This window comes from Mediterranea sp. ET5 (assembly GCF_023337025.1).
Taxonomy (GTDB): Bacteria; Bacteroidota; Bacteroidia; order Bacteroidales; family Bacteroidaceae; genus Phocaeicola_A.
In genome coordinates, this window is sequence record NZ_JAMBLN010000031.1 from 1 (window position 1) to 25,179 (window position 25,179).

At 37.7% G+C, this 25,179-nt stretch carries 18 protein-coding genes and 3 pseudogenes; 10 read left to right on the plus strand and 11 right to left on the minus strand.

Annotated elements, in window-relative coordinates; translation table 11 throughout:
• The 8 genes and pseudogenes from M3087_RS13735 to M3087_RS13770 all read right to left on the minus strand — a co-directional run.
• Nucleotides 1-223 (minus strand): DUF262 domain-containing protein (locus tag M3087_RS13735; protein ID WP_249096631.1); only part of this gene is annotated, 223 nt, incomplete at its 3' end.
• 12 nt (nucleotides 224-235) lie between these two features.
• Nucleotides 236-1,342, minus strand: coding sequence for a phosphoadenosine phosphosulfate reductase (locus M3087_RS13740; RefSeq protein ID WP_249096633.1), 1,107 nt, complete (start codon nucleotides 1,340-1,342; stop codon nucleotides 236-238).
• Entirely contained in the window at nucleotides 1,335-4,547 is a 3,213-nt protein-coding gene (locus M3087_RS13745; RefSeq protein WP_249096635.1) for a hypothetical protein, read from the minus strand. The genes M3087_RS13740 and M3087_RS13745 overlap by 8 nt, the downstream gene beginning before the upstream one ends.
• A gap of 1 nt (nucleotide 4,548) precedes the next feature.
• Nucleotides 4,549-5,397 (minus strand): DUF4007 family protein, encoded by an 849-nt coding sequence (locus M3087_RS13750; protein WP_249096637.1) that lies wholly within the window; start codon nucleotides 5,395-5,397, stop codon nucleotides 4,549-4,551.
• A gap of 10 nt (nucleotides 5,398-5,407) precedes the next feature.
• Entirely contained in the window at nucleotides 5,408-5,605 is a 198-nt protein-coding gene (locus M3087_RS13755) for a helix-turn-helix domain-containing protein (RefSeq protein ID WP_229508503.1), read from the minus strand.
• A gap of 158 nt (nucleotides 5,606-5,763) precedes the next feature.
• Nucleotides 5,764-7,080, minus strand: coding sequence for a hypothetical protein (locus M3087_RS13760; RefSeq protein ID WP_249096638.1), 1,317 nt, complete (start codon nucleotides 7,078-7,080; stop codon nucleotides 5,764-5,766).
• An 83-nt stretch (nucleotides 7,081-7,163) separates the two neighbouring features.
• Nucleotides 7,164-7,247 (minus strand): annotated as a pseudogene (locus M3087_RS13765) (metallophosphatase); the annotation flags it as partial.
• A 1-nt stretch (nucleotide 7,248) separates the two neighbouring features.
• On the minus strand, nucleotides 7,249-7,836 hold the full coding sequence (locus tag M3087_RS13770; RefSeq protein ID WP_249096639.1) for a metallophosphoesterase: 588 nt from the start codon (nucleotides 7,834-7,836) through the stop codon (nucleotides 7,249-7,251).
• Between the two features lie 980 nt (nucleotides 7,837-8,816).
• On the opposite strand from M3087_RS13770, the gene M3087_RS13775 reads away from it, so the two are divergent.
• The 8 genes from M3087_RS13775 (at nucleotide 8,817) to M3087_RS13805 (ending at nucleotide 20,672) form a co-directional block, all read left to right on the plus strand.
• The gene (locus M3087_RS13775) at nucleotides 8,817-10,565 is read left to right on the plus strand and encodes a DUF262 domain-containing protein (RefSeq protein WP_249096645.1); all 1,749 of its coding nucleotides are present in this window, start codon (nucleotides 8,817-8,819) and stop codon (nucleotides 10,563-10,565) included.
• Between the two features lie 19 nt (nucleotides 10,566-10,584).
• A complete protein-coding gene (locus M3087_RS13780; protein WP_249096646.1) occupies nucleotides 10,585-12,792 on the plus strand; it encodes a DUF262 domain-containing protein in 2,208 nt (735 codons plus the stop codon).
• 510 nt (nucleotides 12,793-13,302) lie between these two features.
• A complete protein-coding gene (locus tag M3087_RS13785; RefSeq protein WP_249096647.1) occupies nucleotides 13,303-14,346 on the plus strand; it encodes a CHC2 zinc finger domain-containing protein in 1,044 nt (347 codons plus the stop codon).
• 3 nt (nucleotides 14,347-14,349) lie between these two features.
• Complete coding sequence (locus M3087_RS13790; RefSeq protein ID WP_249096648.1) at nucleotides 14,350-14,988, plus strand: hypothetical protein; 639 nt, start codon at nucleotides 14,350-14,352, stop codon at nucleotides 14,986-14,988.
• Nucleotides 14,985-18,341 carry a reverse transcriptase domain-containing protein gene (locus M3087_RS13795; RefSeq protein ID WP_249096649.1) on the plus strand — a complete coding sequence of 1,119 codons (3,357 nt, stop codon included), beginning with the start codon at nucleotides 14,985-14,987 and terminating at the stop codon, nucleotides 18,339-18,341. The genes M3087_RS13790 and M3087_RS13795 overlap by 4 nt, the downstream gene beginning before the upstream one ends.
• A 32-nt stretch (nucleotides 18,342-18,373) precedes the next feature.
• Complete coding sequence (locus M3087_RS13800) at nucleotides 18,374-18,517, plus strand: hypothetical protein (protein WP_249096650.1); 144 nt, start codon at nucleotides 18,374-18,376, stop codon at nucleotides 18,515-18,517.
• Nucleotides 18,518-18,544: 27 nt separating this feature from the next.
• The gene (locus tag M3087_RS14440; RefSeq protein WP_354003340.1) at nucleotides 18,545-18,814 is read left to right on the plus strand and encodes a UvrD-helicase domain-containing protein; all 270 of its coding nucleotides are present in this window, start codon (nucleotides 18,545-18,547) and stop codon (nucleotides 18,812-18,814) included.
• Between the two features lie 568 nt (nucleotides 18,815-19,382).
• On the plus strand, nucleotides 19,383-20,672 hold the full coding sequence (locus tag M3087_RS13805; RefSeq protein ID WP_249096651.1) for an MATE family efflux transporter: 1,290 nt from the start codon (nucleotides 19,383-19,385) through the stop codon (nucleotides 20,670-20,672).
• Between the two features lie 494 nt (nucleotides 20,673-21,166).
• On the opposite strand, the gene M3087_RS13810 is transcribed toward M3087_RS13805, so the two are convergent.
• Genes M3087_RS13810 through M3087_RS13820 form a run of 3 tightly spaced genes read right to left on the minus strand, consistent with a single transcriptional unit; the run spans nucleotide 21,167 to nucleotide 22,277 of the window.
• Nucleotides 21,167-21,388: a hypothetical protein gene (locus tag M3087_RS13810; RefSeq protein ID WP_195427091.1), complete on the minus strand. Its 222-nt coding sequence runs from the start codon at nucleotides 21,386-21,388 to the stop codon at nucleotides 21,167-21,169.
• A complete protein-coding gene (locus M3087_RS13815) occupies nucleotides 21,385-21,852 on the minus strand; it encodes a DUF3990 domain-containing protein (protein WP_249096653.1) in 468 nt (155 codons plus the stop codon). The genes M3087_RS13810 and M3087_RS13815 overlap by 4 nt, the downstream gene beginning before the upstream one ends.
• Nucleotides 21,849-22,277: a DUF3791 domain-containing protein gene (locus M3087_RS13820; protein ID WP_249096658.1), complete on the minus strand. Its 429-nt coding sequence runs from the start codon at nucleotides 22,275-22,277 to the stop codon at nucleotides 21,849-21,851. The genes M3087_RS13815 and M3087_RS13820 overlap by 4 nt, the downstream gene beginning before the upstream one ends.
• Nucleotides 22,278-22,806: 529 nt before the next feature.
• Here M3087_RS13820 and M3087_RS13825 point away from each other — a divergent pair.
• Together M3087_RS13825 and M3087_RS13830 are read left to right on the plus strand one after the other, a co-directional pair.
• A pseudogene (locus M3087_RS13825) lies at nucleotides 22,807-23,366 on the plus strand (transposase); the annotation flags it as partial.
• A 234-nt stretch (nucleotides 23,367-23,600) separates the two neighbouring features.
• Nucleotides 23,601-24,831, plus strand: a pseudogene (locus M3087_RS13830) (IS256 family transposase).
• Nucleotides 24,832-25,179: the final 348 nt, after the last annotated feature.

A 25,179-nucleotide genomic window follows, 5' to 3' on the forward strand; every position in this document is an offset into this window, starting at 1 on the left:
TCGCACGTTGCTGTCCATCTACCATTTCATATGTATTATCCTCGTTCTTTAAAATAAAGAAATTAGGTAATGGATATCCTTTGTGGAGCGACTCTATTAATAACTTCTGATCTTTTGGTGACCAAATAAAATTTCGTTGATATGGAGGTCGAAGATTTATGCGGTTACAATTAATCAAATCCATTAATTGTCCAATAGTCCATTCTACATTAGAATACTTCATTTTTCTTACAATTTAAATAAAACAATTAGCACAAGGTATTTCATCGTCATCGTCAAACATATCCACCAAAAGACCACTTGAATTTTTACCTTTCAAATTAGCCTGCTTCTTGATGTGATCAAGCTTGATCTGGCGAACTCGCTCTGGTCGACTTAACTCCTCTAGCGTTTCACCTTGAATCCATGTATAGCCATCCTTTTCATATTCCATCGCTTTTTTATAAAGGTTCGGGTGCTGTTCCAAAAGCCATATCCATTCTATACGTTGCTGAAAAAAACAGAAATAACATCCGGAACGACTTCTATTGTATGTCCCTACTTCCCCATCAACTTCAAACGGAATCGGATTGTAATAGGCTGGCACCTCGACTCCATTATCTTTTAGAATATTGAAAATATCTTCTTTTACCAAGACATCTTCATTATCTATTAGAGGAAAATCCTCTAACTTTCCTACGGGATAATCAGTTGTCTTGAGATATTCAAAGACTACCTTATTAAAGGTCTTAACACTCAAATCCAATAAAGCATTGAACTTCCGGCTTAATAAGAATTTTTTTGATGTAGGAATCTCTATAATCTGTATGGCTTCATCTAATATATCATTAGACGCATACTCTTTGTAGAGAGATGAAATCACACCTATGTTGCTATTTTGCATAACATTATGAATCACATCTATACTCCAAATGTTTTTCCGGAATGGGAATATAGCCTGAATATTAGGCTTGGTTGAAACATATCCCTCTCTATCCTCATCACCTCGAATCCCGACATACGATATTGTAGGATCATCACCCACAAATCGCTCAAACTCTGCCAGCTTCATTTTTTGTGTACACCACCGAGCTTGAGGCGACGGCAAATATCCCCCACTAATTTTAAGAAAATGATCAAATGGAGTTGGTTCAGGGCTATCTTCGGCCGCAACCAATATCTCAATATGCCCTAAATATGATTTTAGATTCTCAATCAATTTTTCAGTTTCTGCCAATTCACATTTTGTATCAGTATTATAATACTCTATAGGAAGCTGAGGATACAACCGCTTCAAATAGATCGCCAGTGCTGCACTATCTTTGCCGCCTGATATACCTAAGACATGTCTTACCTTACTCATCTCCCAACCTCCTTTTAAGAATCATTAATAAAGCATATGCATCGACCTCACTGTCTCCCGATAACAGTTTATCTATTTGTTTTTCAATTTTTTGTGCAACATCAATCTTGTTCTTATTAAGCCGTACTACTTGAGGTGATATTGCTCCATCATTTGAGATCATTTCTATCCGAATAAAATTGTCCTCATGTTCAAGATTCTGACGACTAATATCTATGTATTTATCCAGCTCTTTGAACAAATGGATCAAATTATCTATCAGATACGCTTCTTCCTCATCAAGCAAATTTTCAAGCTGCTTATCTAATATGACATATGCCAACGATTGATACCAAGAAACCTTATCTGCTGCCGGAGATAATATTCTGTTGAGTATTGCCTTTTGTTTATCAGTTAGCAAATATGTTTTGAGGCAAGAGTATCGTTCCTCTAATTCTTTTTTGTATTGAATAAAGTCTGTCGATTTTAAACTCAACGAATCGACGAGCGCATTCTCAATGCGCCCAATCAGATTAACATAACAACTCCGAAGCTCTCTTATCGCATTCTGCAATAGATCTACATAGCTCTTCAAAACCTCATCATTACTAGCGAGGACACTATCCTTGAAACCCAAAGCACGAGGCAAATCCTCAAAAAAAGTCTTTTCGGGGTCTTTGGCTGTAGATAATACATTACGGAACTGCAATGTTGTCTTTTTGAGTCGCTTTGTTTGCTTAGTATATTTATTAAGTTTCTTATAGAACACCAAAAAAGGTCTAATGGTTTCTATAAGGCTAGCAGCCGTAAATTCACTATCTTGACTAAGGTTTAATGCTTCACGATATTTATTGTATAAATCCAGCTTAACTCCTTCTACATTAAATGCTTTAATTTGGAATCCGCCCGGTGATTTCTGCATAATATCCAATACCTCTCTATTAATAAAAGGAATAAAGACTCCCGAATCATTATATAAAGAGTAATCATTCTTCTTAATAATGAGATATGTTGGTATCCACAAATCAATCACGCCTTGTTTGAGCTTAAATGGACGTGCCTTAAGTGTGTTAATGAGTTCAGCCAATTTGCGAGGCTTCTCTTTACTACCTTCCAAGAATGCTTCACAAACATTCCAAAGATCACTGAACGATTCTTCTTTGGGTGCATCTAACTCATATGTACCGAGGAACAGTTTATGTATGCCGGTATTTTTCAACAAAGTCAAATAGATGGTTTTTTCCGGTTTAAACATACTGTCCTCAAATCCCAGATTGTATTCAGTAGAGTTCTCTAGTAAATGAGATAAGTAGTTGACACGAGCTAGAGACATTGCACCGCTCGGCTTATGCTTATTCACCATCTCGTTGATGTATATAGGTGTAGAGAAATAAACCTCATCACATATACGAGATAAGAATTTATTAAAGCTGGTCTTAGAATCAATCTGGAACTCATTTCCTCGATACACCCAAACGACATCTTGGCTATATCTAAATAATGCATCTAACACACTCGCATTAAGCAACCCTCGTTCATGGTTCATCAAAGCTTTTAATTCTCGATGAGCAACTTTGTCTGCGCTATCAACTATATTTTGAACATAGGCAAGCTTATCTAACATCCAAATATGATCAATAACTTTATCAGTTCGCTTAAAATAAGCATATAATATAGCCTCTTCGACAGTAGTGGTCTCTTGTTTGAGCTTCTCTAATGTCAATGATTCATTAAAGACAAGATTAATATATCCGTCAATCTCATTTTGAGGTTGTTTATTAATTGGATAGTCCGATATAACATACTCAAAATATCGAGGTGTCCCCTTACGATAATATGCTGCATTAGCAAACTCTACGGGAAGAGAGAAATTCTCAAGAAGTTTATCAACAACATCTTTAGAACGAGGCACGATTCCAGAGGCTTTTAGTAATTCACTTTCAATGTTGACGTCAGTACCCTCAAACAAAACATATTGCGACTTATATTCTGCATAACGGATTATTTTGTACTGTGCTAACAAGTCAATCACACCCTCTGGAGATATAATTCCTAACGCATTCTTAGCATACAATGACAAATCTTTTTTAGTAAAGCTTACACCAGCATTACCGAATAAATTTATCATGCCAATAGTCTTGACAAGCTTAATTGCATCGTCTGCAACTTCTGTGTCAAACAGTCCTTCTACTCGCTCCAAAGAGACTCGAATACCTGCCCATGCTGCCGAATCGAGGTTAATCTCAGAAAGGAAAGAGTGGAAGTTATATATGTCGTAGTCATATACATCCGCTAGATTATAGGTAGTATGTTCACTATCTTTAAAGGCCTGTAAAGAACCTCCGCCAGTCGATTCAAGAAATGAAAACAGAGTCCGTTCATTTTGGCCATATCGTTGAATCGACAATGTTAATGCATGGGCAGCAAATAAATCCAATGGATATAATCGTTCTGCTGTATCTTCATATTTAATTGACGGACTCGCAAACTTTGTATTTTGCGCTAAATCATATATTGATCTAAAACCATTGTTAAGGACGGATCTAGATGTACGCTCTATTCGTTTGGCTGCTAGATATAACAGTTGTTCAACTGGCTCATTGAAGACAATTTCCTGAAAGCGGCCTTTCACCTTATTCCATTCATGACGCTGAGATTCACTTAATGTGAGAGCGTATGAATTGAAATTCTGATGAAGTGTTGTAAGTAAAATTACATTACGTTTCTCGCTGTTAATAAACTCAGTAAACTTCTGAAATATATACAGTTCTCTCTCTGGATTATTTTTCGCGGCATACTCTAATAGCTTACCAAACTCGTCTATGACAATAAAAACAAATTCATCCCTTTTCTCTGCTTTAGCAAAAAATCGGGATAGATTCTCAAACAGATTCTCAGAAGCCGAATCGGGGAAGAGATGTTCAGTCAACAGGCTATGTAATGATGTATAATCTCCAACAATTTTGTGGAATCGGAAACGACTATATCCATTAAATTGACCCTTATTTGCTACTAGAACATGAGAGTTATTCACCAAAGAATCCTCTAAGGCCAAAAGAAAACTAGATTTACCTGTTCCATAAGAGCCAATAATATTAAATGAGTGAATCCCTGTATTGAATGCATCAATAATGCGTCCCACAACGCCAAGAGCATTTGGCGTTACAATATAGCTCTCTGGGTCAAAAGTGCTATGTTCTATATTTATTGAGAGGGTATATTTCATATTACTCAGTCAAGTAGTGGTTATTGAGTATCGTATCTTTGGATAAATTTTCTCTAATCTGTAATTCTTTAATACCCGCAACATCAGAAAATACTATTTGGGTGGGGTATGAAACACACAACTGTTTTATAATACTTAACAAATCATTATTTGTTAAGCAAAACATTAGTGCCAAGTCTTTCATGGCCTCAAATGATATGCTTTTGCTATCAGGAAATTGAACAAGTAATGCAAATAAAAATATATTAGCTGGGATGCTATTACGAGTATCATAATTGAAGATATACATCCCATCTTCCGTTTCTTGAATAAGGTTCAAAGGAGCCAATAGCATATTCGACTCTTCAATGCTCCCATTACTATGGCTACAATAGTTATGGAATAAAACACCTATATCACGTTTAACTGTATTTTCGTTGTAAAGGTTTTTATAGCTCGTGCCATCAAAGCATAGATGCTTAATGAAATTTTGAAGTTTTATACCATCAATTAAATTACGCTGTTTATGGTAATCAATAAAAGTGCTTTTATAAATTGTTGCATAATCTTCATTTATAAGATTAAAATGCAACAACCATAAGCTACCCATATCTTCAAAAAAAGGATCATAGCCATTTCTATCACTCATAAGTTTATGAGCTAACGGGGTTAATTCCCCTTCTGCTTTCAATAACCCAAACGCTCGCATCCAATATTTAATGGAATTGACCATATTCTTACCAACTCCAAGGTGCACAACAGCATCTTCATTATTAAAACTATGCCCTGCAAGCACAAAGTCATATCCGCGTTTTAACCAATGTGATTTGCACGCAAATGATTCATGCCCCGAGAATACAGGTTTTTTCATACATTGATTCTTATTTATTATTTATTAAATCCTTTATATCAACATCTAATACTTTAGCTATATTGACCAATGTATCTAATGTCGGCTGTGTAACATTTGAGCACCATTTTGAAACAGTAGATGGATCTTTACCTAATTGTTCTGCCAACCATTTTCCTGTTCTTTTCTGCTCAACCAGAACCAGCTTTAATCTATTAACATCTTTCATATAAGTACTAGTGACATTTGACATTCTGCAAATATATTGAAAAATATTCAATCGAGAGTATCTATAAGCAACAAAATAGCGATATAGCATAAACATTTGGCCTACCTCCAGATGAACCTGCATAGAGATAAGCCAAGTTTCTAATTGCTACAAACTCGTCAAGCGATGGGGTTAACCTGCTCCTCCGGCTGCCATTCGACAAGCAAGACGATCGCCTGATATTGCTCCTTAGTCAGAATCGAATTAGCATCGTCAGAGCATTCGTATTCCCACGGCAGTTCGTAAACAATGCCCTCTTCCTGATAGCCCATATAGTTATGATAGGAGTCGGGAACCAACCGTACATAATCCTCTTCGAGCAGGATTCTCAGGAGTTTCTCGGCATCGTATATCAGCAGCGGTACCCCGGCCTTATACAAGGCTGTGGCCACTTCGATGGCCAATCCGGCATTGGCAGAATAACTGTTGGAAACAACAATTTTCCACCCCTGTTGCCGGTCGTGTGAGGCAAAGATATTTAGACGTGAAAGGCCCAGTTCACCATAGTGGTCAGTTGCGAACCGCATGAAATCCTCCGGACTGTCAATGTCGTACATTTCCGTCACATCCACGAACTTCTTCCGCTTGTAATAGACCACATCACGCAGTTCTTCAGGAACATCCTGCGGATTTGTATAGATGCGTCCCCTGAATCCCCGCTTCCGGTGATAAGCCTCATACACCTCGTTGGCAATGCGGAAATAGGTGCAGTACTTTCGTATGGTCATGGTTTCCAAAAGAGGGGCAGAATACCCGTGCACCGAGTCCTCCAATGCCTTGATGGCCGTTTCCCGATCTTCCACCTCAATTTTGAATTTCGGCACAATGCTGTTGAATTCCTTTTGTGCTATCCGTCCTGTGCGCTGTTGGTACGGCAGGTTATGCGCCACGTAATTGTTGAACCCGTCTGGATTAGTAACAATGACATCAATCATCCGTTCCAGATAATCAAAGAGGCGGGTTAGGTTCTCCCTGCACCACGTATCATCTGGTTCTACATCTGTACACTTGGAGTCATTCGTAATGATAAAACTGGTTCGCTTCCGGTCCGTAACACGGATTGATCGGAAATCCCCGTATCGACTTGAAGCAACATGAAACCATCTGGTCTCCACCGGGTTGAATGCAAGCCAATCCGCAAGGAATGTTTCCCGACTATCATATTCCCCCGGAGCGATCAATTCCTCGGCATCCCCCCACTCTTCCGGCGCAGGCCGTGGCACTTCGATATAGAATCCCCGGTACTCATCGTCTCCCATTACGACCAGTTGCTCAAACTGATGTTGGATCTCAACCAGCCGTTCAAGCATATCGTTACCAATGCCAATCTCCCATTGACGGCTTTCACCCAATGCCTCCAAATGCGAGGTGTTAAGCCCGACCTCCTTCGCTAAATCAGCAAGGAGCCTTCTGTCTATGATCTTTCTTTCGTTCATTTCTGTATGTCCATTAAATTTCAATAAACCTGGCCGGATCAAATCTGTTTATCAGGTTTCATCCTCAAATACATATCCCACATGGTTACAGGCAATTCATTGTTTTTCAAGTATCTGCCATTCTCCTGTAACTCCATGTGCAGATCACTCATGTATTGTATCTTCATCTTACTGTTCTCCTTTCTTTGAATGCTCAATCTGTTTCCCTATGATTGCCTTCACCTGCGCAAATGAAACCGGAGTGAAATCGTTGTTGTCCACTCCGACATCATATTGTGTCGGAAGAAGCATACTTAGCCGAGAAGCATCCTTTCCGGTATTGTTCCTTCGGGTATGCACGTGTCCGAAAAGCTGCCAGGTGTCATCGTATGAGCCGCCATAGCAAAGGAATGGACAGTGATTCAGATAAATCTTCTGTTTATCCACCTCGATATACATCTGCATTGTTATCTGCTCGAAGTATTTCGTGTAATTCTGCCTCAGGTTCTTGATGTCGTGGTTGCCGGAAATAAGGTATATTTTCCCGTTCAGCCTGTTCAGTATGTTTATCCATTCGGCAGAACCGCCAAGACAGAAATCGCCCAGGTGAAACACGATATCTTCTGGGCCGACCATGCGGTTCCAGTTGGAAATAATCGTTTCATTCATGTGCGACACATCCTTGAAGGGTCTGTTGCAGAACCTGATGATATTGGTGTGGTTGAAGTGGGTGTCGGATGTAAAAAACACCCTGCTTCCGTCAAATTTATAATTCATAATCTTTTCATTCATGCGCATCACTGCGCGGTTAATAATACGTTTCAATTCAGCCCGTGGACGGAATTGACGGAGAAGAGCACATCGTGCGAACGTCACCAACAGGCATCAAATAAACTGCAAGCCGAATGCAGATCCGGTTATTGTCCGGAATATGCAGAGGCGCAGCGTTTATTGTAGATCAAAGATCTAAAACAAAAACCGTCGAAAAGTTTGGTAAGGACTCTCCGACGGTTTTCATTTATCGTTTCAGCGGGATACCAGCATCATCGTATCCCCGATGTTCTATCAGACGTTCGTCGGAAAATGTCTCCAAAAGTTATAGAATGCTCCAATGCCCGAAGTATGGACATACGACAATCTCTCAAGGCATTTTATGCCTCGATCCAATACGGTGTTCCAGTTGTTCATTCTTCTTTGCTGCATTGTAAGCTTATGTTTTTATATTCAATGACGTTGCAAAATTACGGATTTTCTTGAGGACCAGCAAATTTCTTTAGAGAAAACCGATATAAAGCAAAATGTGTGATCCATAGTGCAAGTGCAAACGTATATTTTGTTTTCGTTACCCTTTTACTGGGAAAGTTCAAAGTATTGCCCCTGAGTGCTAACTTCGATGATGGTTTAGAGCTTTACATTTTTTTCAAGTGAATAATACCTGTTATCTCACACTTTTTCCAACGAATCAGACTCCCTTTATACACTTTTCCATCAATATTGGAACTTGAAATCCACACTTTTTCATAAAATCAGCGCCATCCTTGGTTTTACAGTCCATTTGAGAGAAATACCCCCGACATGTCTATCTTTGTAGACGGGATTGTCGGGGTACGAAAAGGTGTTTTTTGCCTCTTTCCCTCTGTTGGGAAGGGTACAATAAAAAATCTTAAATCCATGATTTTCTTGCAAAAAACAAGTATATTTGAATGGCTATAACTTTTAAGCAAAAAAATATTGACAATTAATAAAGATACTACGATATGTCAAACATCCTTCTTGAGACGAAAAATGTAGGAAAAATCAAAGGCCTATTCTACCTCCCAAATTATCAGAGGGGCTACAGATGGACTTCTGAAGAAATCAAACTCCTTCTAGATGACATTTATGAGAGTAACGGGAATCCATACTGCTTACAACCAATAGTTGTAAAGAAAAAAGACGAGAGATTCGAACTCATTGACGGGCAACAACGTCTTACTACAATATACCTAATTTGCAAGTTTATGGAAGCGAAGCTGGGGGATCTCTATGAACCTAGCTTTAAATTAGAGTATGAAACTCGTAAAGAATCAGCAAACTTTCTAGGAAATATTGACCTTTCGCTTAGAAACCAGAACATTGATTATTATTTTATAGCATCTGCATACGAATATATAGAGGACTACTTTACCGAAAAGACACAAGGAGATCGTCGAGAAATGGCTGCTTACCTGACCAGACTCAATGAATATTTCATATCATCAGTAAGCGTCATTTGGTACGAGGTCGATTCTACAGAGGACGGCATTGAGTTATTTGAGCGTCTAAATATTGGTAAAATTCCATTGACAAGTTCGGAACTTGTAAAAGCCTTGTTTCTAAAAGACAGTGCGAAAGATAAAATGTCAGGAAGACAAGAGGAAGTCTCATTACAGTGGGATATGATTGAGCAAGAACTGCGAAATCCATCATTTTGGGGATTTTTGTCCAATACTGATGGAAAACAAAATCCAACTCGTATAGATCTTATCCTTGATCTGATGGTGGACGAATCTGGCAATGACCGCGAAAAATATCGAACATTCTTTTACTTTGACCGACAAATAAAGGCTCTAACTGAAACGACTTCTGGAAATCCACTACTTGAAATATGGAGTCGCATATATCACGTATTCCTTACACTCCGAGAATGGTATACTAACCATGACTTCTACCATAAAATCGGTTATCTGATAACAATAGGCATTCCACTAAAAAAGATTTATACCATATGGCAAAACAATGGCGGCATACCCCTTGCTAAGGATATATTTCTCGTAGAGCTTGACAAAATGATTTCAGAGTCAATAGGCATTAAAGATAAAGAGGAGTTACTTAGCCTATCATACGACAACCGAAAAGATAAACTACAGAAAGTATTGACTTTGTTTAATGTGGAAACAGAACGTCTGATGGACGAGGGTAAACGAAGATTCCCATTTGACAAGCATAAAGATTCCAAATGGAGTTTGGAACATATCCACGCCCAAAATGCCGAGAGCCTAAAAAAGAATAAAGATATTCTTGCATGGCTAGAAAGTCATATTGCCATTTTGAAATCATCCGAAGGTTATATTTTCGAAGCAAATGATGAACTTATAGAGAAAATGGAGATACTGATTGAGCAGCTTCATAGCGATAAGGACCCAGGTAATGTACTAGAACGCTTTAATGAGATTCAGAAGGAAGTAATCATCATATTCACTCCAAAGGAAGATGCAGTAAAAGAGAATGAATACTCACATCACTTAGCAAATATGGCCTTGCTGGATGTGTCACAAAATGCGGCTCTTAGCAATTCTGTTTTTGATGTTAAAAGACACCGGGTTATTAATTACGATAGAGAAGGAAGATACATTCCAATTTGTACCAAACATGTATTTTTCAAGTACTATACGAAAGAAAGTCCATCACTTTTCTTTTGGGGAGAATCTGACCGAAGAGATTATGTAGAGGCCATTGACGAGAAAATCTCTCCTTATTATTTATAAACCCTCCATTCATTAACAAATGAGAACTACAACACTGAAGAATCTGATTTCTGAAAACAATCCTTATGGAATAAGTGGGATCATCATACCACGTATTCAACGTGCTTATGCACAAGGTCGTTCTGATACACATGCGGTAAAAACCCGTGAGCGTTTTCTCTCTGCTATACAAGCCGGATTAATGAACAATGGCTTGACACTTGATTTTATTTATGGTAATATTCAAAATGGTCAACTGATTCCTCTTGATGGGCAGCAACGGCTAACTACTCTTTGGCTACTTCATTGGTATGCAGACAAAAAAGAGGACATCAATGATAAACGGCTTGCGAGGTTCTCATACAACACACGGTATAGTGCGAGAGATTTTCTTACAAAGCTCGTTAACTATAAACCAACACTGAAGAAACGGCTTAGTGATGAAATTAGAAATGAAGGGTGGTTCCCTATGGATTGGATTAACGACCCTACAGTCAGAGGAATGCTTACAATGCTTGATGAAATCCAAGAACGTTTTAGTGACACTGATGACTTATGGAACAAGTTAGATAAAATTAATTTCTATTTCCGCGACATTGAGGAGATGAAGCTGACAGATGATATTTACATAAAAATGAACTCCCGTGGAAAACCTCTCACTGACTTTGAGCATTTCAAGGCAGAACTCTTAAAGATTATACGCTCTGAAAATAACGATGAAACTGCAGCTAAACGTATTGGCCTTAAGATAGACCGCGAATGGACCGATTTACTTTGGCCTTATCGGGATAAATATAATCTTGTTGATGACAGTTTCCTGAACTTTTTCCGCATGGTATCTCTCATTCTGATCTATAAGTCAGACCAATCGTCGTCAGAGTTCAATTTAAAAGATGATTTCAGTTTACTGGACAGACTTTATAAGAACCAACCGGACAATGTAGTCTTTCTTGAAACAGCCTTCGATTGTATGGTTAATATCCAGAGCAAGACGCAACTTTTCACTACATCGACCACTAACCCAATCGGTGATTTTTTCAGTTCCTATCTTTCAGAAAATCATTATGAACCAGGAAAAGTCGTTGTGCCTCAACAAATATCAAACCTCGATATTTTCAAAGAGGTATTGAATGGAGCAGCATTGAATAGAAATACCCCCTATTGGTTAATAATGCTTTACTCCTTCATGCTCTATTTAATGAAAAATGGCTCGATAAAAGAAATAGATTTCCGCCGACGTTTGCGCGTGGTAGTAAATCTGCTCAAGAATTCCAGAAATGAGGTTGTAGACAATCCTAATGGTGATGCTGGAAACCGTATGCCCGCAAATCTTCGTCAGGTAGATAGTATTATTCTTTCTGGAGAGATTGCAGATTTTATAACAATTGATAATGACAAGAGACAGAATTTTAATGTGATTCAAATGGAAGAGGAGCGACAAAAACTTCAGTTTACCAAAGAGCATCCAGAGTATTCTGACGGCCTTTTTCGTTTGGAGGACCACTATCTGCTTCAAGGTCGTACAGATGTTGTTGGTTATAAAAACACTCATCTTTATCAACGATTCATCCACGTTTTTGATACATGCTCTCGCGATGTCATTGACTGTGCAATGTTAGCAATATCTGATTATAGCCAAAGATTAAACAACTGGTGTATTCAACTTGGTTCAGGTGATCAGAATGAAATCGGTGATAAGGCTTGGTATGCGTTATTTCATCCGACAGGCAAAAATCCAGATTTTGATAAGACAAAGAAATCATTGCGTTCTCTGCTTGAGACTAACATAAAAATAGACGACAAATATTTACAAGAAAAAATCAATACATATCTGATAGAGTGCAAGGATAAAAAACAATATGATTGGAGATATTACTATATCGCATATCCATGCTTCCGCCCCAAACGCTATGGTAAATATACTATGTATGACGATCAACCATATGCTCTTGTGGCTTTGCACTCTGAAAAGCGCGAATCATCTAACGCCTACCAATGTATGCTTAAAGCACTAATTGAGAATAAAGCAGTAGCAAATTCTGTAGAGTGGTATGATATCCGTGCGCTTTCTTACAGAAAAGGGCTATTGACATGTGAAAACAGTGCCTTTGTTTCATACTCTTTGAATGATGATAAAGAGCGCGCCAGATTTAATATACCACAAAATACAGAAGGTATTGACATTGTTGACCGTATCCAGTATTTTAAAGATTATAGAAAGGATAATAATTGCTGGATATATTACTAAAATTAATGTAAAATCATGAGTAAAGTCGCTTACTTCAATTACAGAGCGGCTTTACTTTTTATAGAAAATGAGTGTTTTATACAGGATTACTATAGAGAAAATACTAATAATTACATCAGCGGCAAAAACTATCGAATCACAAACCTGCAATTATTAGCTTAATCGTGTTTGGGGAATGCAAGAATGCCTCAAAGATTGCTCCAGAGGCAACCGTTCTGACGACCAGTCTTACTATCATACATATAGAAGATCCAACAAAATAGCAGAAGTCAATATGGTAGTTTTTACCTCTGTGCTGAGTGAAAAGATAGAAAACATTAAATCTTCGATTTTTGGCAAAAAACAAATTTTAGTGGTTTCTATATAATAACTAGTAGACTATTGAGAATTAAAAATATTTGATGCTCCATAGAAGATATTTGGTTGTAATTTATTTAAATTAATTTATATTCTTGGGAGCTATGGTAATTCTTACTACATTTATATCAATGTTTATAAGAAGCTACTTCAATGGATAAAATACCACAATCTATTATAGATTTATTAAATACTCTATCGTGTGAGACGGTGGCAGAGAGACTTAATTTAGAAGTGGTAAAGCATAAAACTTTATGTTTCATGCATGACGACCATCATCCGAGTCTATATTTTTACGGCTCAAACAGAGAGAAGTGGAGATGTTTTGTATGCAACAAAGGTGGTGGAGCAATCAGTTTGGTTATGGAATCTTCGGGATGCGGATTTGTGGAGGCTTGTCAATGGTTGGGAGAACAGTTTAATATAACAATTGAGGGGACCAAAGGTATCAAATTACCCTCAAAAAACGTCCGAATAAGGTACCCGATAATCTCAGAGCCTGTAAAGCCTTTCTGCAAGGAAGTTGCTCAGTGGATATTAGACAATTATACATTAACAGAATCGGGACAACACTTTCTATTTGAGGAGCGAAAACTAGATCCAAACGTCATACAACACCTAAAAATAGTTTCGATTGAGGATTGTCGTTCGATAATCAATAGACTGCAAGACTGTTTCGATATGGAAACTATATGGAACAGCGGCCTAGTCTCTACTGAGAGTAAGAGATCCTATTTTAGAATGTTTACTCCATGTCTATTATTCCCCTATTTTGATAGCACTGGAGGATTAATAGGTCTGCAATCGAGATACCTTGGAGAGAATAAAGAGGCTCCCAGATTTCAATTTGTATCAGCTCAAAAGACTCGATTATTTAACCTACCGATATTAGGATCAATGAAAGATGGTGAAGATCTCTATATCAGTGAGGGTATAACAGATTGCTTGGCTTTGCTGTCGTCAGGAAAGAAGGCTGTGGCCATACCTAGTGCAACCATATTGCCGCAAAATGATCTGATTGATCTGTTGAAATACAAATTGCACATGTATCCTGATCAGGATGATGCTGGGAAAAAAGCATTCGTTGCGCTGAGAAGATATTTTATAAATCACTATACTAATTTAATAGAAGAAATACTTCCTGAAGGATCTAAAGATTATAGTGAATATTTTATTGCATATCATAAAACGAAATAACCAATGAAAGAAACAGGAATAACATATAACAAGGAAAATTTATTAGAAGATCTTTTGACTACGCCAATACGAACGAATAATAAAGACATAAATAATGAGAAGGCTTCACGTGATTATCCATTAAAGCTAAAAGTCATACAACTACTACGCAATCTAAAAACTCCTTATGATGACAAGGATAACAATGAGGAAGACGTAAAAAAAACGATTGAAAATCTTGTGGAAAATGATGAAACACTCTTCGGATATACTTTTTATGTAGCATCGAATCCTATATTTGATTATACTTGGAGTTACTTAAGAACTCAAATGGATAGCTATAAGAACTTTCTATTCAATGCTCACAGATTCTTTGCTTTCATTTGCAGAGATATACAGATATTGAGACCTATATTATTAGCACATGACCCCAATATATATATCGTGTTTGATGACATGATTAAGGTTGAATTTATGAAAACGGTTCCGTATGCAAAAGCATACATGCTATGGGAAAACTTCTCTAATATCACCCAAATCGGAAATGGATATAGGTTGTCAATAAAAGTAAAAGAATCAACAAGAGCAGTTTGCGGTTGTACATATAATGATACAGCAAAACAACTTAGTGACAAAATAGAGAAATTATCATACTATTTATGAAAAACGAATTAGATAAAGATAATCTATACAAAAAGATACTCGATGAACAGAATATATTCAGTGCCATATTCTGCATGGAGTCATATATTTTTGACAAAGGGTTACTTGATACGACTACACCTATAACTTGCGAGGATGAAGAAGATAAGACTTCCAAGATTATAGCAAAGAGTGATTTGGATCTCTATTATGCTCTGGCTGATAAGCATAATATGCAACTAATAGAAAAAGTAATAGCACTTTGTCATAAAAGATTAACATGGTTGTTTGCCGACAAGAATCATATTTTCCCAACGAGGGTATATTTCAAGCTAAAGTCATACGATAACGACAATAATACTCTTGAATTTAGGCCACTGCATACTGCAAGCCTAATAGACATGATATGCATGGTTTGTATTTTAACTCCGTTAATGTATGAAGATGAGTATAAAAAGGGAAAACGCAATCTTTCAGACTTGTCAAAGTTAATACCTCATAACTTTTATGGGAATATTCCCTCGACCAATGTCCAATATTTATTTCATAAATGGCAAAATAAATATAAGGAATATTCAGAAGTTGTGACACAACATTGTCGCACATATCAACGTAATCATAAGTATCTAGCCGAGGTATGCTTGGATATTAAAAATTTTTTCCCTTCTATTTCGCCTCAGTTGCTTTTTAACTATATCGTCGAGAAGATGTCTTCAACATATGAGAAAAATTTGGACATGCTGAAGATGGCCGTAGCAAAACTACTTTATTTCCAAATAGACCGAGAGAATATTAGACCATGGCATAGTGAATATTATCCTAAAGGATTCAATATGTCGGATGATAACATATACATGAACTGTGGTATTCCACAAGGATTACCACAATCATATTTTTTTGGAAATTTATGTATGATAGAGGTCCAAAATCTCCTTATGAGAGAGGAATGCTTCAAAGGAGATGCATATTTTTATGTGGACGATTCTGTTATCTATATTAAATCAGAGCTACAACCCAACGAGTTCAAAAATAGAATAAGCGTACTGAATCGATATTTAGAAGAATGGTGTGATCAATCGAAGAGTCCCAATCGCTACAATCTAAATGAATTTATCTCTGAGGATTATATTGAATTTCAAGCAAAAATAAAATATAAAATTGCGTTTCATAAAGAAAAAAAGAGCATTATTACCCCTATTGACGAGGTCAACGATAATATACCCTATTTAGAAAGGACTGTTTCGGGCTTTTCAAATATCGCATGGCATCTCGATGAAATTGACGATCAGGTATCTTTAGAAAAACTGACTGCATTAGATGAATATATCACAAAAGAGATTTCCGAACTAAAACACCGCGAAAAGGATTTATCGGATAATAATGGCATAAAGGAGAGATTGTCTTCTCGCCTCAAGTACTTACATAGATTTAAAAAGTATTTTCTCTATCGCAATCGGCTACTGAAGATAAAAGAATCTGGAGGTCCAAACATCCAGATGATTAACGATTTTAACATGCGATTTTTATCTGCAGATATACCTATTTCCGATTGGTTTGAGCATAATGAAGAGGATATATTTCAATCTGAATATCGACTGATAATTCAACAGGGCTCTAAACAAGAGGCTGAACAATTAAGCAAAAATATCCAAGAGTTTGAAAAACGTTCTTTGCAAGAGGCAAAAGACAAACAAAAGTATCTTTATTTTAGTAAGGATGTACAGGCTGCCTTATACATGAAAACTCTTAATAGGGATGTTTATGTCTCTCTTATACGTTGGGTAAGAGAAAACTTCAGAGGAAGTAAGAGCTTGGAAGCAAAAAAACAAATGGAGGTCCTTCGTGATTTTGTAGATAAAGATACAACTAATATGATGGACGAGGGTTTTGAAAAGAAATCTTATACAAAATTTGTATTAAATGCTTCCTCTGAATATCAAAGGAGGATACTCAATACTTTCTTTTCAGAGGTAATAGGAATCCAACCTTCAGATTCATTAATATTTACCAAGACAAATTGCCGAAAAATATGTTACACAGAATTGCGTCTAATGGCAAGAGTTCGGAATCGAAGATTTGATTTGCCAGAATTTCACTCATTCGTTAAGCATATTGAAGATCGCGATGTATCAAATCGTATGATAATTGATATGGGGATATTAGATGTGCTTAACAGATTTATTAAGCGAGTTAAAAACCCCAAATGGGTAGACGATTTAATCCTTACCCACCGTTTGACAAAAGGGTTATGGTATAACGGATCAAAATTCCTTAATTCATATACACTGCATAATGAGGAACATGCCATCGCCCTGATCAACAACTCATTAAAACTCACAAACCGAATAGATTACTTTTTGCTAAAAGATGTTGATTACTATATTCTTTTCTTGGCTTGTTATCTGCATGATATCAGTATGGTTATACACCCAGACTTAAGTCTGTTGAGTTCTGAAACAGGAAATAATCTCACCTTAATCTCCAACTTAATGAGTGAAATGAGAGAGCAAGTGGAATATTTTGCCTCGAAGGATCCAGACCCCAATAACTCGAGAATTAAGAAAGCGGGGAATTTCCTAGTCAAAGTATTCAATGACGTGTATAGCTACTTCGAGAATGAAGTCAGAGCTTATCATGCCAAAGACAGTGCCCAATTCATAAAAGATCGGTCAAACTCTCTGCTCTCGTATCTTGAGCCTACGCTTTTATCTCTTGTGGCAAAAGTATCTGAAAGTCACGGATATGACATTCCTCATATCTATGGATTGAGGTCAAGGGCTAAAGATGACACCGTCAGTCTGAAATATCTAATGATGCTTATCCGACTGGCTGACTTGATGGATGTTGCAAGTGATCGGGTAAATTACCATTTATTGCGTCAAAATCTGGCTAACCTGTCTTTGACCTCAAAATTTCATTGGATTTCTCATTTAGTGACAGATAAAATGGAACTGAAACCAAAATATAAAATCGAGAAAAGCAATACCAAGAATCGTTTTAAAGGCTGCATCCATGAGACAATAGAATTTAACCTTTACCTAAACATCAAACAACTGACAAATGCCCCAAAGACTAAAAAATGTAATAATTGCGATTGCACCATAAGTAACAGATGTCTGACAATCAATATTCGTAGTGAAAGTATGCAGACTCGGAAATGTTCACAAGAGTCTTGCACGGTATTGTGTCAATGGATGATGAAGAAGCATGAGTGGTTAGTCCCCGAATTAATTGCATTAAATGAATATTTATATTCAGTGAATAACCCGTTATTCAAAACATCTATTAAAATCAATATCTATTTCGAGAATCATATGAATCTTGATCCCGATATGTTTGATAGCGTACAAGAGTTTTTATCTACTAATAATTGATAAAGTGAGTCATAGACGATGATAAGAAACGGATGATTAACGAATTAGATTTATTGGATGGACTGAATGAGCAACAACGGGCTGCAGTTCTTGCAATAGAAGGTTATGTGCGAGTAATTGCCGGTGCTGGTTCCGAAAAAACAAAAAAAAACTTGCTCATCATTATGCCTATCTGATCAATACAGTCGGGTAGTCCGTAGAACATTTTATGTGTAATATTCACGAATAAAATCGCCCAAGAGATGAAAAATCGAGTCCGGAAATTTATCGATATGGGTGGTGTGAACTATTTTATCTGTACATACCATAGCTTTTGTGTGAAAGTACTACGTGAAGATATTCACAAGATTAGCTACCCCTCTTCTTTTATCATCATTAATGAGGAGGATCAGAAAAGGGTATTGCGGGAGAGATACGAAGAGTTGAAACTCAAACAAACTAATCTGATATTCATGAAAATTGAGATTATATAGATGAGCTATAAATAACTTTCTCGTGGAAAAGATGTGTCTGATTAATGATATTTTAGCTATTTTACTGTACTTAAGGATAATATTTATATGTTTTTAATAAATAATTCTCGGTATTGAGTGACAGAAACTACAACACCACCTTTACTTTATATACGTTCAATAGAGTAAAGTCAAAATGAGGGAAGAAAAGAGATGGCAGCGCCATGGAAATGGACTCTGCCATTTTTCTCTTTTGGCTGTAAAAATATAAGCACCTCAAATGTTCGCCAAGCAAAATATAATTCAGTTCAGAGCACTGTATGCCACATACAATACAAGTAAAACGAAATAATCCTGATATTTTCACTAACTTTGTGCCGTTTATAAAGAGACAATAATTGTTCAACAATATGAAATGGCAAGTTTGCATATAGCTGCGCATAACAGATAGCATTCTCAATTTAAGTTATTTAGACATACAGGCTTCAGATTATAAGTCTGTATGATCTTTTGCCATTATATCAATTCACATTACAGACAAGTAACATCAGCAGCTCACTGAGCTTGCTGTATCTAAACATGTTGAACAATGAACTATACATACAGAAACATTTGGCTCATCAACTTTCCTGTCATGATGAGCATCCTTATCGAACAGCTTATAAATATAACCGATGCTATCTTCCTGGGGCATGTCGGTGAAATAGAATTGGGAGCATCGGCACTTGCCGGAATATGGTATCTGGCCATTTATATGCTCGGCTTCGGATTCAGTCTGGGGCTGCAGGTTGTCATTGCACGGCGCAATGGTGAGCGGAACTATCCTGAAACCGGCAAGACTTTCTTTCAGGGACTGATTTTTCTGTCAGGTCTGGCCATCCTGCTGTGTACCGTTTCGAAAATATTTTCCCCCATTGTTCTGGGCAGACTGATTGCATCGGAGGAAGTATATGCAGCAGTCATCGATTATCTGGACTGGCGCATCTGGGGATTGCTGTTTTCATTCCCATTTCTTGCATTGCGGTCTTTCCTTGTCGGTACCACACTTACGAAGCCTCTGAACAAGGCTGCACTTGCCGCCGTACTGGTCAATATACCTTGCAACTGGCTCCTTATATTTCATTTTGACATGGGTATTGCCGGTGCTGCAATGGCATCGTCTTTTGCCGAATTATGCTCATTGGCAATACTGTCAGTCCATATTTTACGGAAAATGAACCGGCAAACCTATGGCCTGAAATGGCAATTTGACAGGAAAATATTGCATCATGTCTGCCGTGTCTCTATATGGAGCATGTTCAACCAGTTCATCGGCGTGGCCTCCTGGTTTGCCTTCTTCGTGGCCGTCGAACATCTGGGAGAGATGAAACTGGCGGCTACAAATGTCATACGCAGCATATCCACCCTCTTTTTCGTCATAGTAAATTCGCTGGCGGCAACCACTGGTTCATTGGTAGGCAATCTGCTGGGAGCCGGGCAAAAGGGCCAGGTTGTACCGTTATGCAACAGGGTTATCCGTATGGGATATGCCGTGGGAGGCCCGCTGATTATCCTTTCCATCGTCTGTTTCAATCCGATTTTCAGCATTTATTCCGGAAACGGGGACCTGATGCGGACAGCTCATCTGCCGTTTATAGTAGCCCTGCTGAATTACGTTTTCGCCCTACCAGGTTATGTATATATGAATGCCGTAACCGGAACAGGTGCTACACGTGCAACTTTCATTTTTCAGGCTGTAACTATCATAGCCTATCAGATTTATTTATGGTCAGTAAGCTGTTTCAGCACATCCCTTTCCGTATACTGGACAGCTGAATATCTGTACGTGATATTGTTGGGGGTGTTGTCTGTTATCTATCTCAAGAACAAGGGATATTGAATATTCCTATCTGTTCTGTAACTTATATGAAGGCAGTATTATCAGACTGGATGATTGCATTTACCTTGATTACTTCTACACTTTTCCATTGAAATAATCCTTTTGATTACACATTTGTTCAGATCTTTGTGTAGAAGTAGTCATATAATTTATTCCGCAAAAGATTTAGAAAAACGTTGGAATACGAAGTTTATCAACTAAATTTGCAATAACATACTCACCCCGCTTCCCACAGGAACAGCGCGCTCAGGGTGAGTCTTTTATTTTATCTATTGGTATAGTGACGTTGTTAGTTACTTTTATGAATTTAGTTGATGGTTTAGAGTTTTACACTTTTTCCAGCGAATAAATCGAATTCGTCACACTTTTTCCAACGAATCAGACTCCATGTTACACACTTTTCCATCAAAATTGAGGCATGAAATCTACACTTTTCCATGAAATCATTACCTTTTTCCACGTATTCATATATACGTTGAAAATATTTTCTCTATCTATTTAAGCCTTCCATTTGTTAATTCACCTTTCAACATTTCATATACATAAGCTGAACTTTCAATATAGAGCCCCGTAGATTCATCAGAGAGTTTTGCAAAAGTTTCTGAGTTATAGAATTCTTTGAGAGCAGTTGGCAAATCGCATCCGCTATCTTCCATAAGATAAGCTATTATATCTTTGGTAATACCTTCTACCAGATATTGCATCCGTTTATTCATAATCTGTGCAAGTATTTAATGGCTTTTGCCGAATGAAACAAATATTGTGATGAAACTTTTTTGTATTTTAGACCATTCACAAGCATTTGCAAATCAATAATTCCATCATCAAAATTACGGAACAAGGTTGCAATGGTATCATCGGCAACAGGGCCTATGACAATGTCAAAACTATGTGTCGGTTGCAAGTTCTTCCTGCTACGATTAGCCATAACAAACAAGGCCCACTCTTCACTTGGCTCTTTAAATATCTTGATTGAAAGAGTGTCCAAGGCTGTTTCGTCAAATTCGAACTCTGTAACTATTGGCTCTCCACTATAAATAGCAGATGTACGTCTGGCCATTTGTTCCGCCTGCTCCTTAATCTCTGTCAGATAAAAACCTTGTCCAAAATCCTTATAAGGTTTACATTTTGACAGATCTATCTGATCAATTACTATATTCGAACCATGGTATAGTTTCATCGAATACCTCCTCCATTATTCAGACAAACTTGTGTAAGATCCTGAACACAATCATCAAATGAAAGTAAATGCTCTGCATCGTAATGCTCTGTAATAAAATCAATACCTTTAAAGCGTATCAAATAGTTACTCGCTTCACGAACAGAAAGATGGTGACTTTTGGCAAATTCACTAATAGCAGAAACAATATATGCTATCACGTTATTATCAATCTTTTGCTCATTTTTCAAAACAACAGAAGCAGACATACCAAGAGCATCCAGTACTCTTGTAACAGTCTTTATTGTGAGCCCCTTTCCACTCTCTATTTTAGAAATCTGGGCTTTTCCGACTCCTACTCGTTCACCTAGTTCTTCCTGAGTAAGCCCTTTGCGAAGACGCTCGTTACGAATCATCGGACCTATATTTTCCAAGCTATTTGCCATATGGTATAATATTTATACGTCAACAAATATACAGCAAAGTTTCCAAAATAGGAAACAATCATGAATAAATTATGTTCTACCTTTACTTTATCCCCGTATTCATATATACGTTCATTAAAGTAAAGTCAAAATAAGGGAAGAAAAGAGATGGCTGCGCCATGAAAATGGTTTCAGCCATTTTTCTTTTGGCTGCAAATCTTATAAGCAATCCGGATGTGAAGGACCGTCCCCAACGGCCACTCCGATCAAACACAAAATACCTTACTCGGAATCCGAAAATATCCGTGAATCCATACTCGATTTTACAGCCCATTTTGGCGAAATAAACCCCGACATACTCTATCTTTGCAGACGAGGGCTGTCGGAGCTCAAAAAGGCTGTTTTTGCCTTTTTCCCCTCTGTTCGGAGAGAGTCGATAAAAAAAAACGTTAAATCTTCGATTTTTCGCAAAAAAACAAGTAAATTTTTGAGCAGTCTACCTTTTAAGACGCAAACCATTGATAATCAATGAGAATATGATGATGCGTCGGAAAAGAATTTGTTTGAAGGCAGGAAGATCAATGATCGTATTGTCAGCATTGATCGTCATTATGTACGTCCCATTGTAAGAGGTAAGGAAACAAAGTCAGTCGAGTTCGGTGCGAAGGTCAACAACATACAGATAGACGGCATATCGTTCATCGAACACCTCTCCTTCAAGGCCTGCAACGAAGGTATACGCCTGAAGGACTGCATCCGCATGCAGCAGAAGCTCATGAATGTGAGAGTAAGATGCGTGGCTGCCGATGCCATATACGCCAATAATGCCAACAGAAAGTTCTGTACAAAATATGGAATATCCACCTCCGTGCGCAAGGGAAGGCGGCCAGGGATGAATCCTTGAGAAAGGTTCTCAGAAGTGAACTCTCAAAAGAAAGAGCTACCCGGCTTGAAGGTAGCTTCGGCACACAGAAACAGCATTACTCACTCTCAAGGATAAAGGCACGGAACAGAAAGACGGAAATCCTATGGATTTTCTTTGGAATACATACGGCAAATGCCGTACTGATGATTGACAAGATCAGAAACAGAGCTGTTAAAGCGGCATGACATGATTTTACTGACAGAATCAGAAGAGGCATCTGACTTCTTCCGGAACGTCATGTCCTGCTGATAAGAGTATATGAGAAAATACAGAAAAACGACAATAAAAATGGCATATGAAGTGGTTATACTTTGTCATCTTCATATGCCATTGTATTGGCACTATAAAATATTTTGTGTGAATGGGAAATATGGGATTCAAGTTTGAGTCTCGTATTTTTTATTTTATAGATTTGCAAAATGAAGAAGATTATGAAAGAAAAGAATCAAGTAGTGCCCGATGAGGTATTGAGCAAGGAGTTCCTTAGCCAGTTTAAAACAGAAGCCGATGTAAGCAAGTTCCTGAAGCAATTGCATGCCCAAGTATTGGAAAAAATGCTTGAAGGCCAAGTGGATGCCCATTTGGGGTATGAAAAGAACTCTGTGGCCGGTAATAACAGTGGGAATTCACGCAACGGCAGCTATCCGAAGAAAATCCAGACCGAACATGAAGAGTCTGTCATCTCTATTCCACGTGACCGTAACGGCCTGTTTGATCCAATAGCAGTGCCCAACATGAAAGCCGTGGACTTTCATAGAAAAGCTTGTTATCTCCTTATACGCCAAAGGAATGAGCGTTTCTGATATAGAGGAAGAGATGCATGAGATTTATGAAATAGAGCTCTCTACATCGGCCATTTCCATCATTACCAACAAAGTCAATCAGACCGCCCAGGAGTGGCAGAACCGTCCTCTTGATTCTGTTTACCTGATAGTCTGGATGGACGGTATTGGCTTCAAGGTACGGGATAATGGCAAGATCATAAACATGACCGTTTACCTTTGCGTCGGACTGAAACAGAACGGCCTGAAGGAAGTCCTTGGCATGTGGGTTGGCAAATCGGAAAGTTCTTCTTTCTGGATGGGTGTCCTGACCGATCTAAAAGCCCGTGGAGTGCAGGATATCCTGATTACCTGTACCGACAATCTGAATGGATTTACGGATACCATCCGCACCGTATTTCCTCAGTCATCCACTCAGATTTGTGTGGTACATCAGATCAGAAGCTCCTGTAAATATGTCGTTTATAAGGATAAGAAAGAGTTTACGGCGGATATGAAGAATATCTATAATGCACCTAACAAAGAGGTTGCTGCTGCAGAGCTTGACAATCTGGAAAGGAAATGGGGAGGAAAGTATCCTTACACTATACTTTCATGGAGGAACAACTGGGATGACCTGACTGTTTTCTTCCAGTTCCCGCTGGAAATCAGAAAAATAATCTACACAACCAATCTCATTGAGAATCTAAACGGAAAAATCAGAAAGTACACCAAATCAATGCTCTCATTCCCTTCGGATGATGCTGTAAAAAAGACCGTATATCTTTCGCTTATGGAGATTGAAAAGAAATGGACAATGCCTATTTCAAACTGGGGCTTGATTATGAATCAATTTATGCTCATGTTTGAAAACAAAATCCAGATATAAGAACAAACTTACAACTGAATCCTATTTCCATTTACACAAAATTCTGGCAGTGTCATTGTATTTTATAGGGACATTTACTGAATATCCCTATCTTAGCCATATCTTAGTTGGGTAATTTCCCCCGTTTTGGCTGCCAAACCTTAAATTCGGGGGAATGCCTAAAGATACAAAAAAGCCAACTAATTCGCAATACTTTATATATGAATTAGTTGGCTAATTTTATACTATTTACTGAATGTCCCTTTTTAAATGTCCCTACACGATTCATGGATTGCACAAATGACATCCATCGCTTTTCCTCCTGCTTGTTCTCAACAACTCTCATACTTTTTCAGTTAAGCCCCAAAT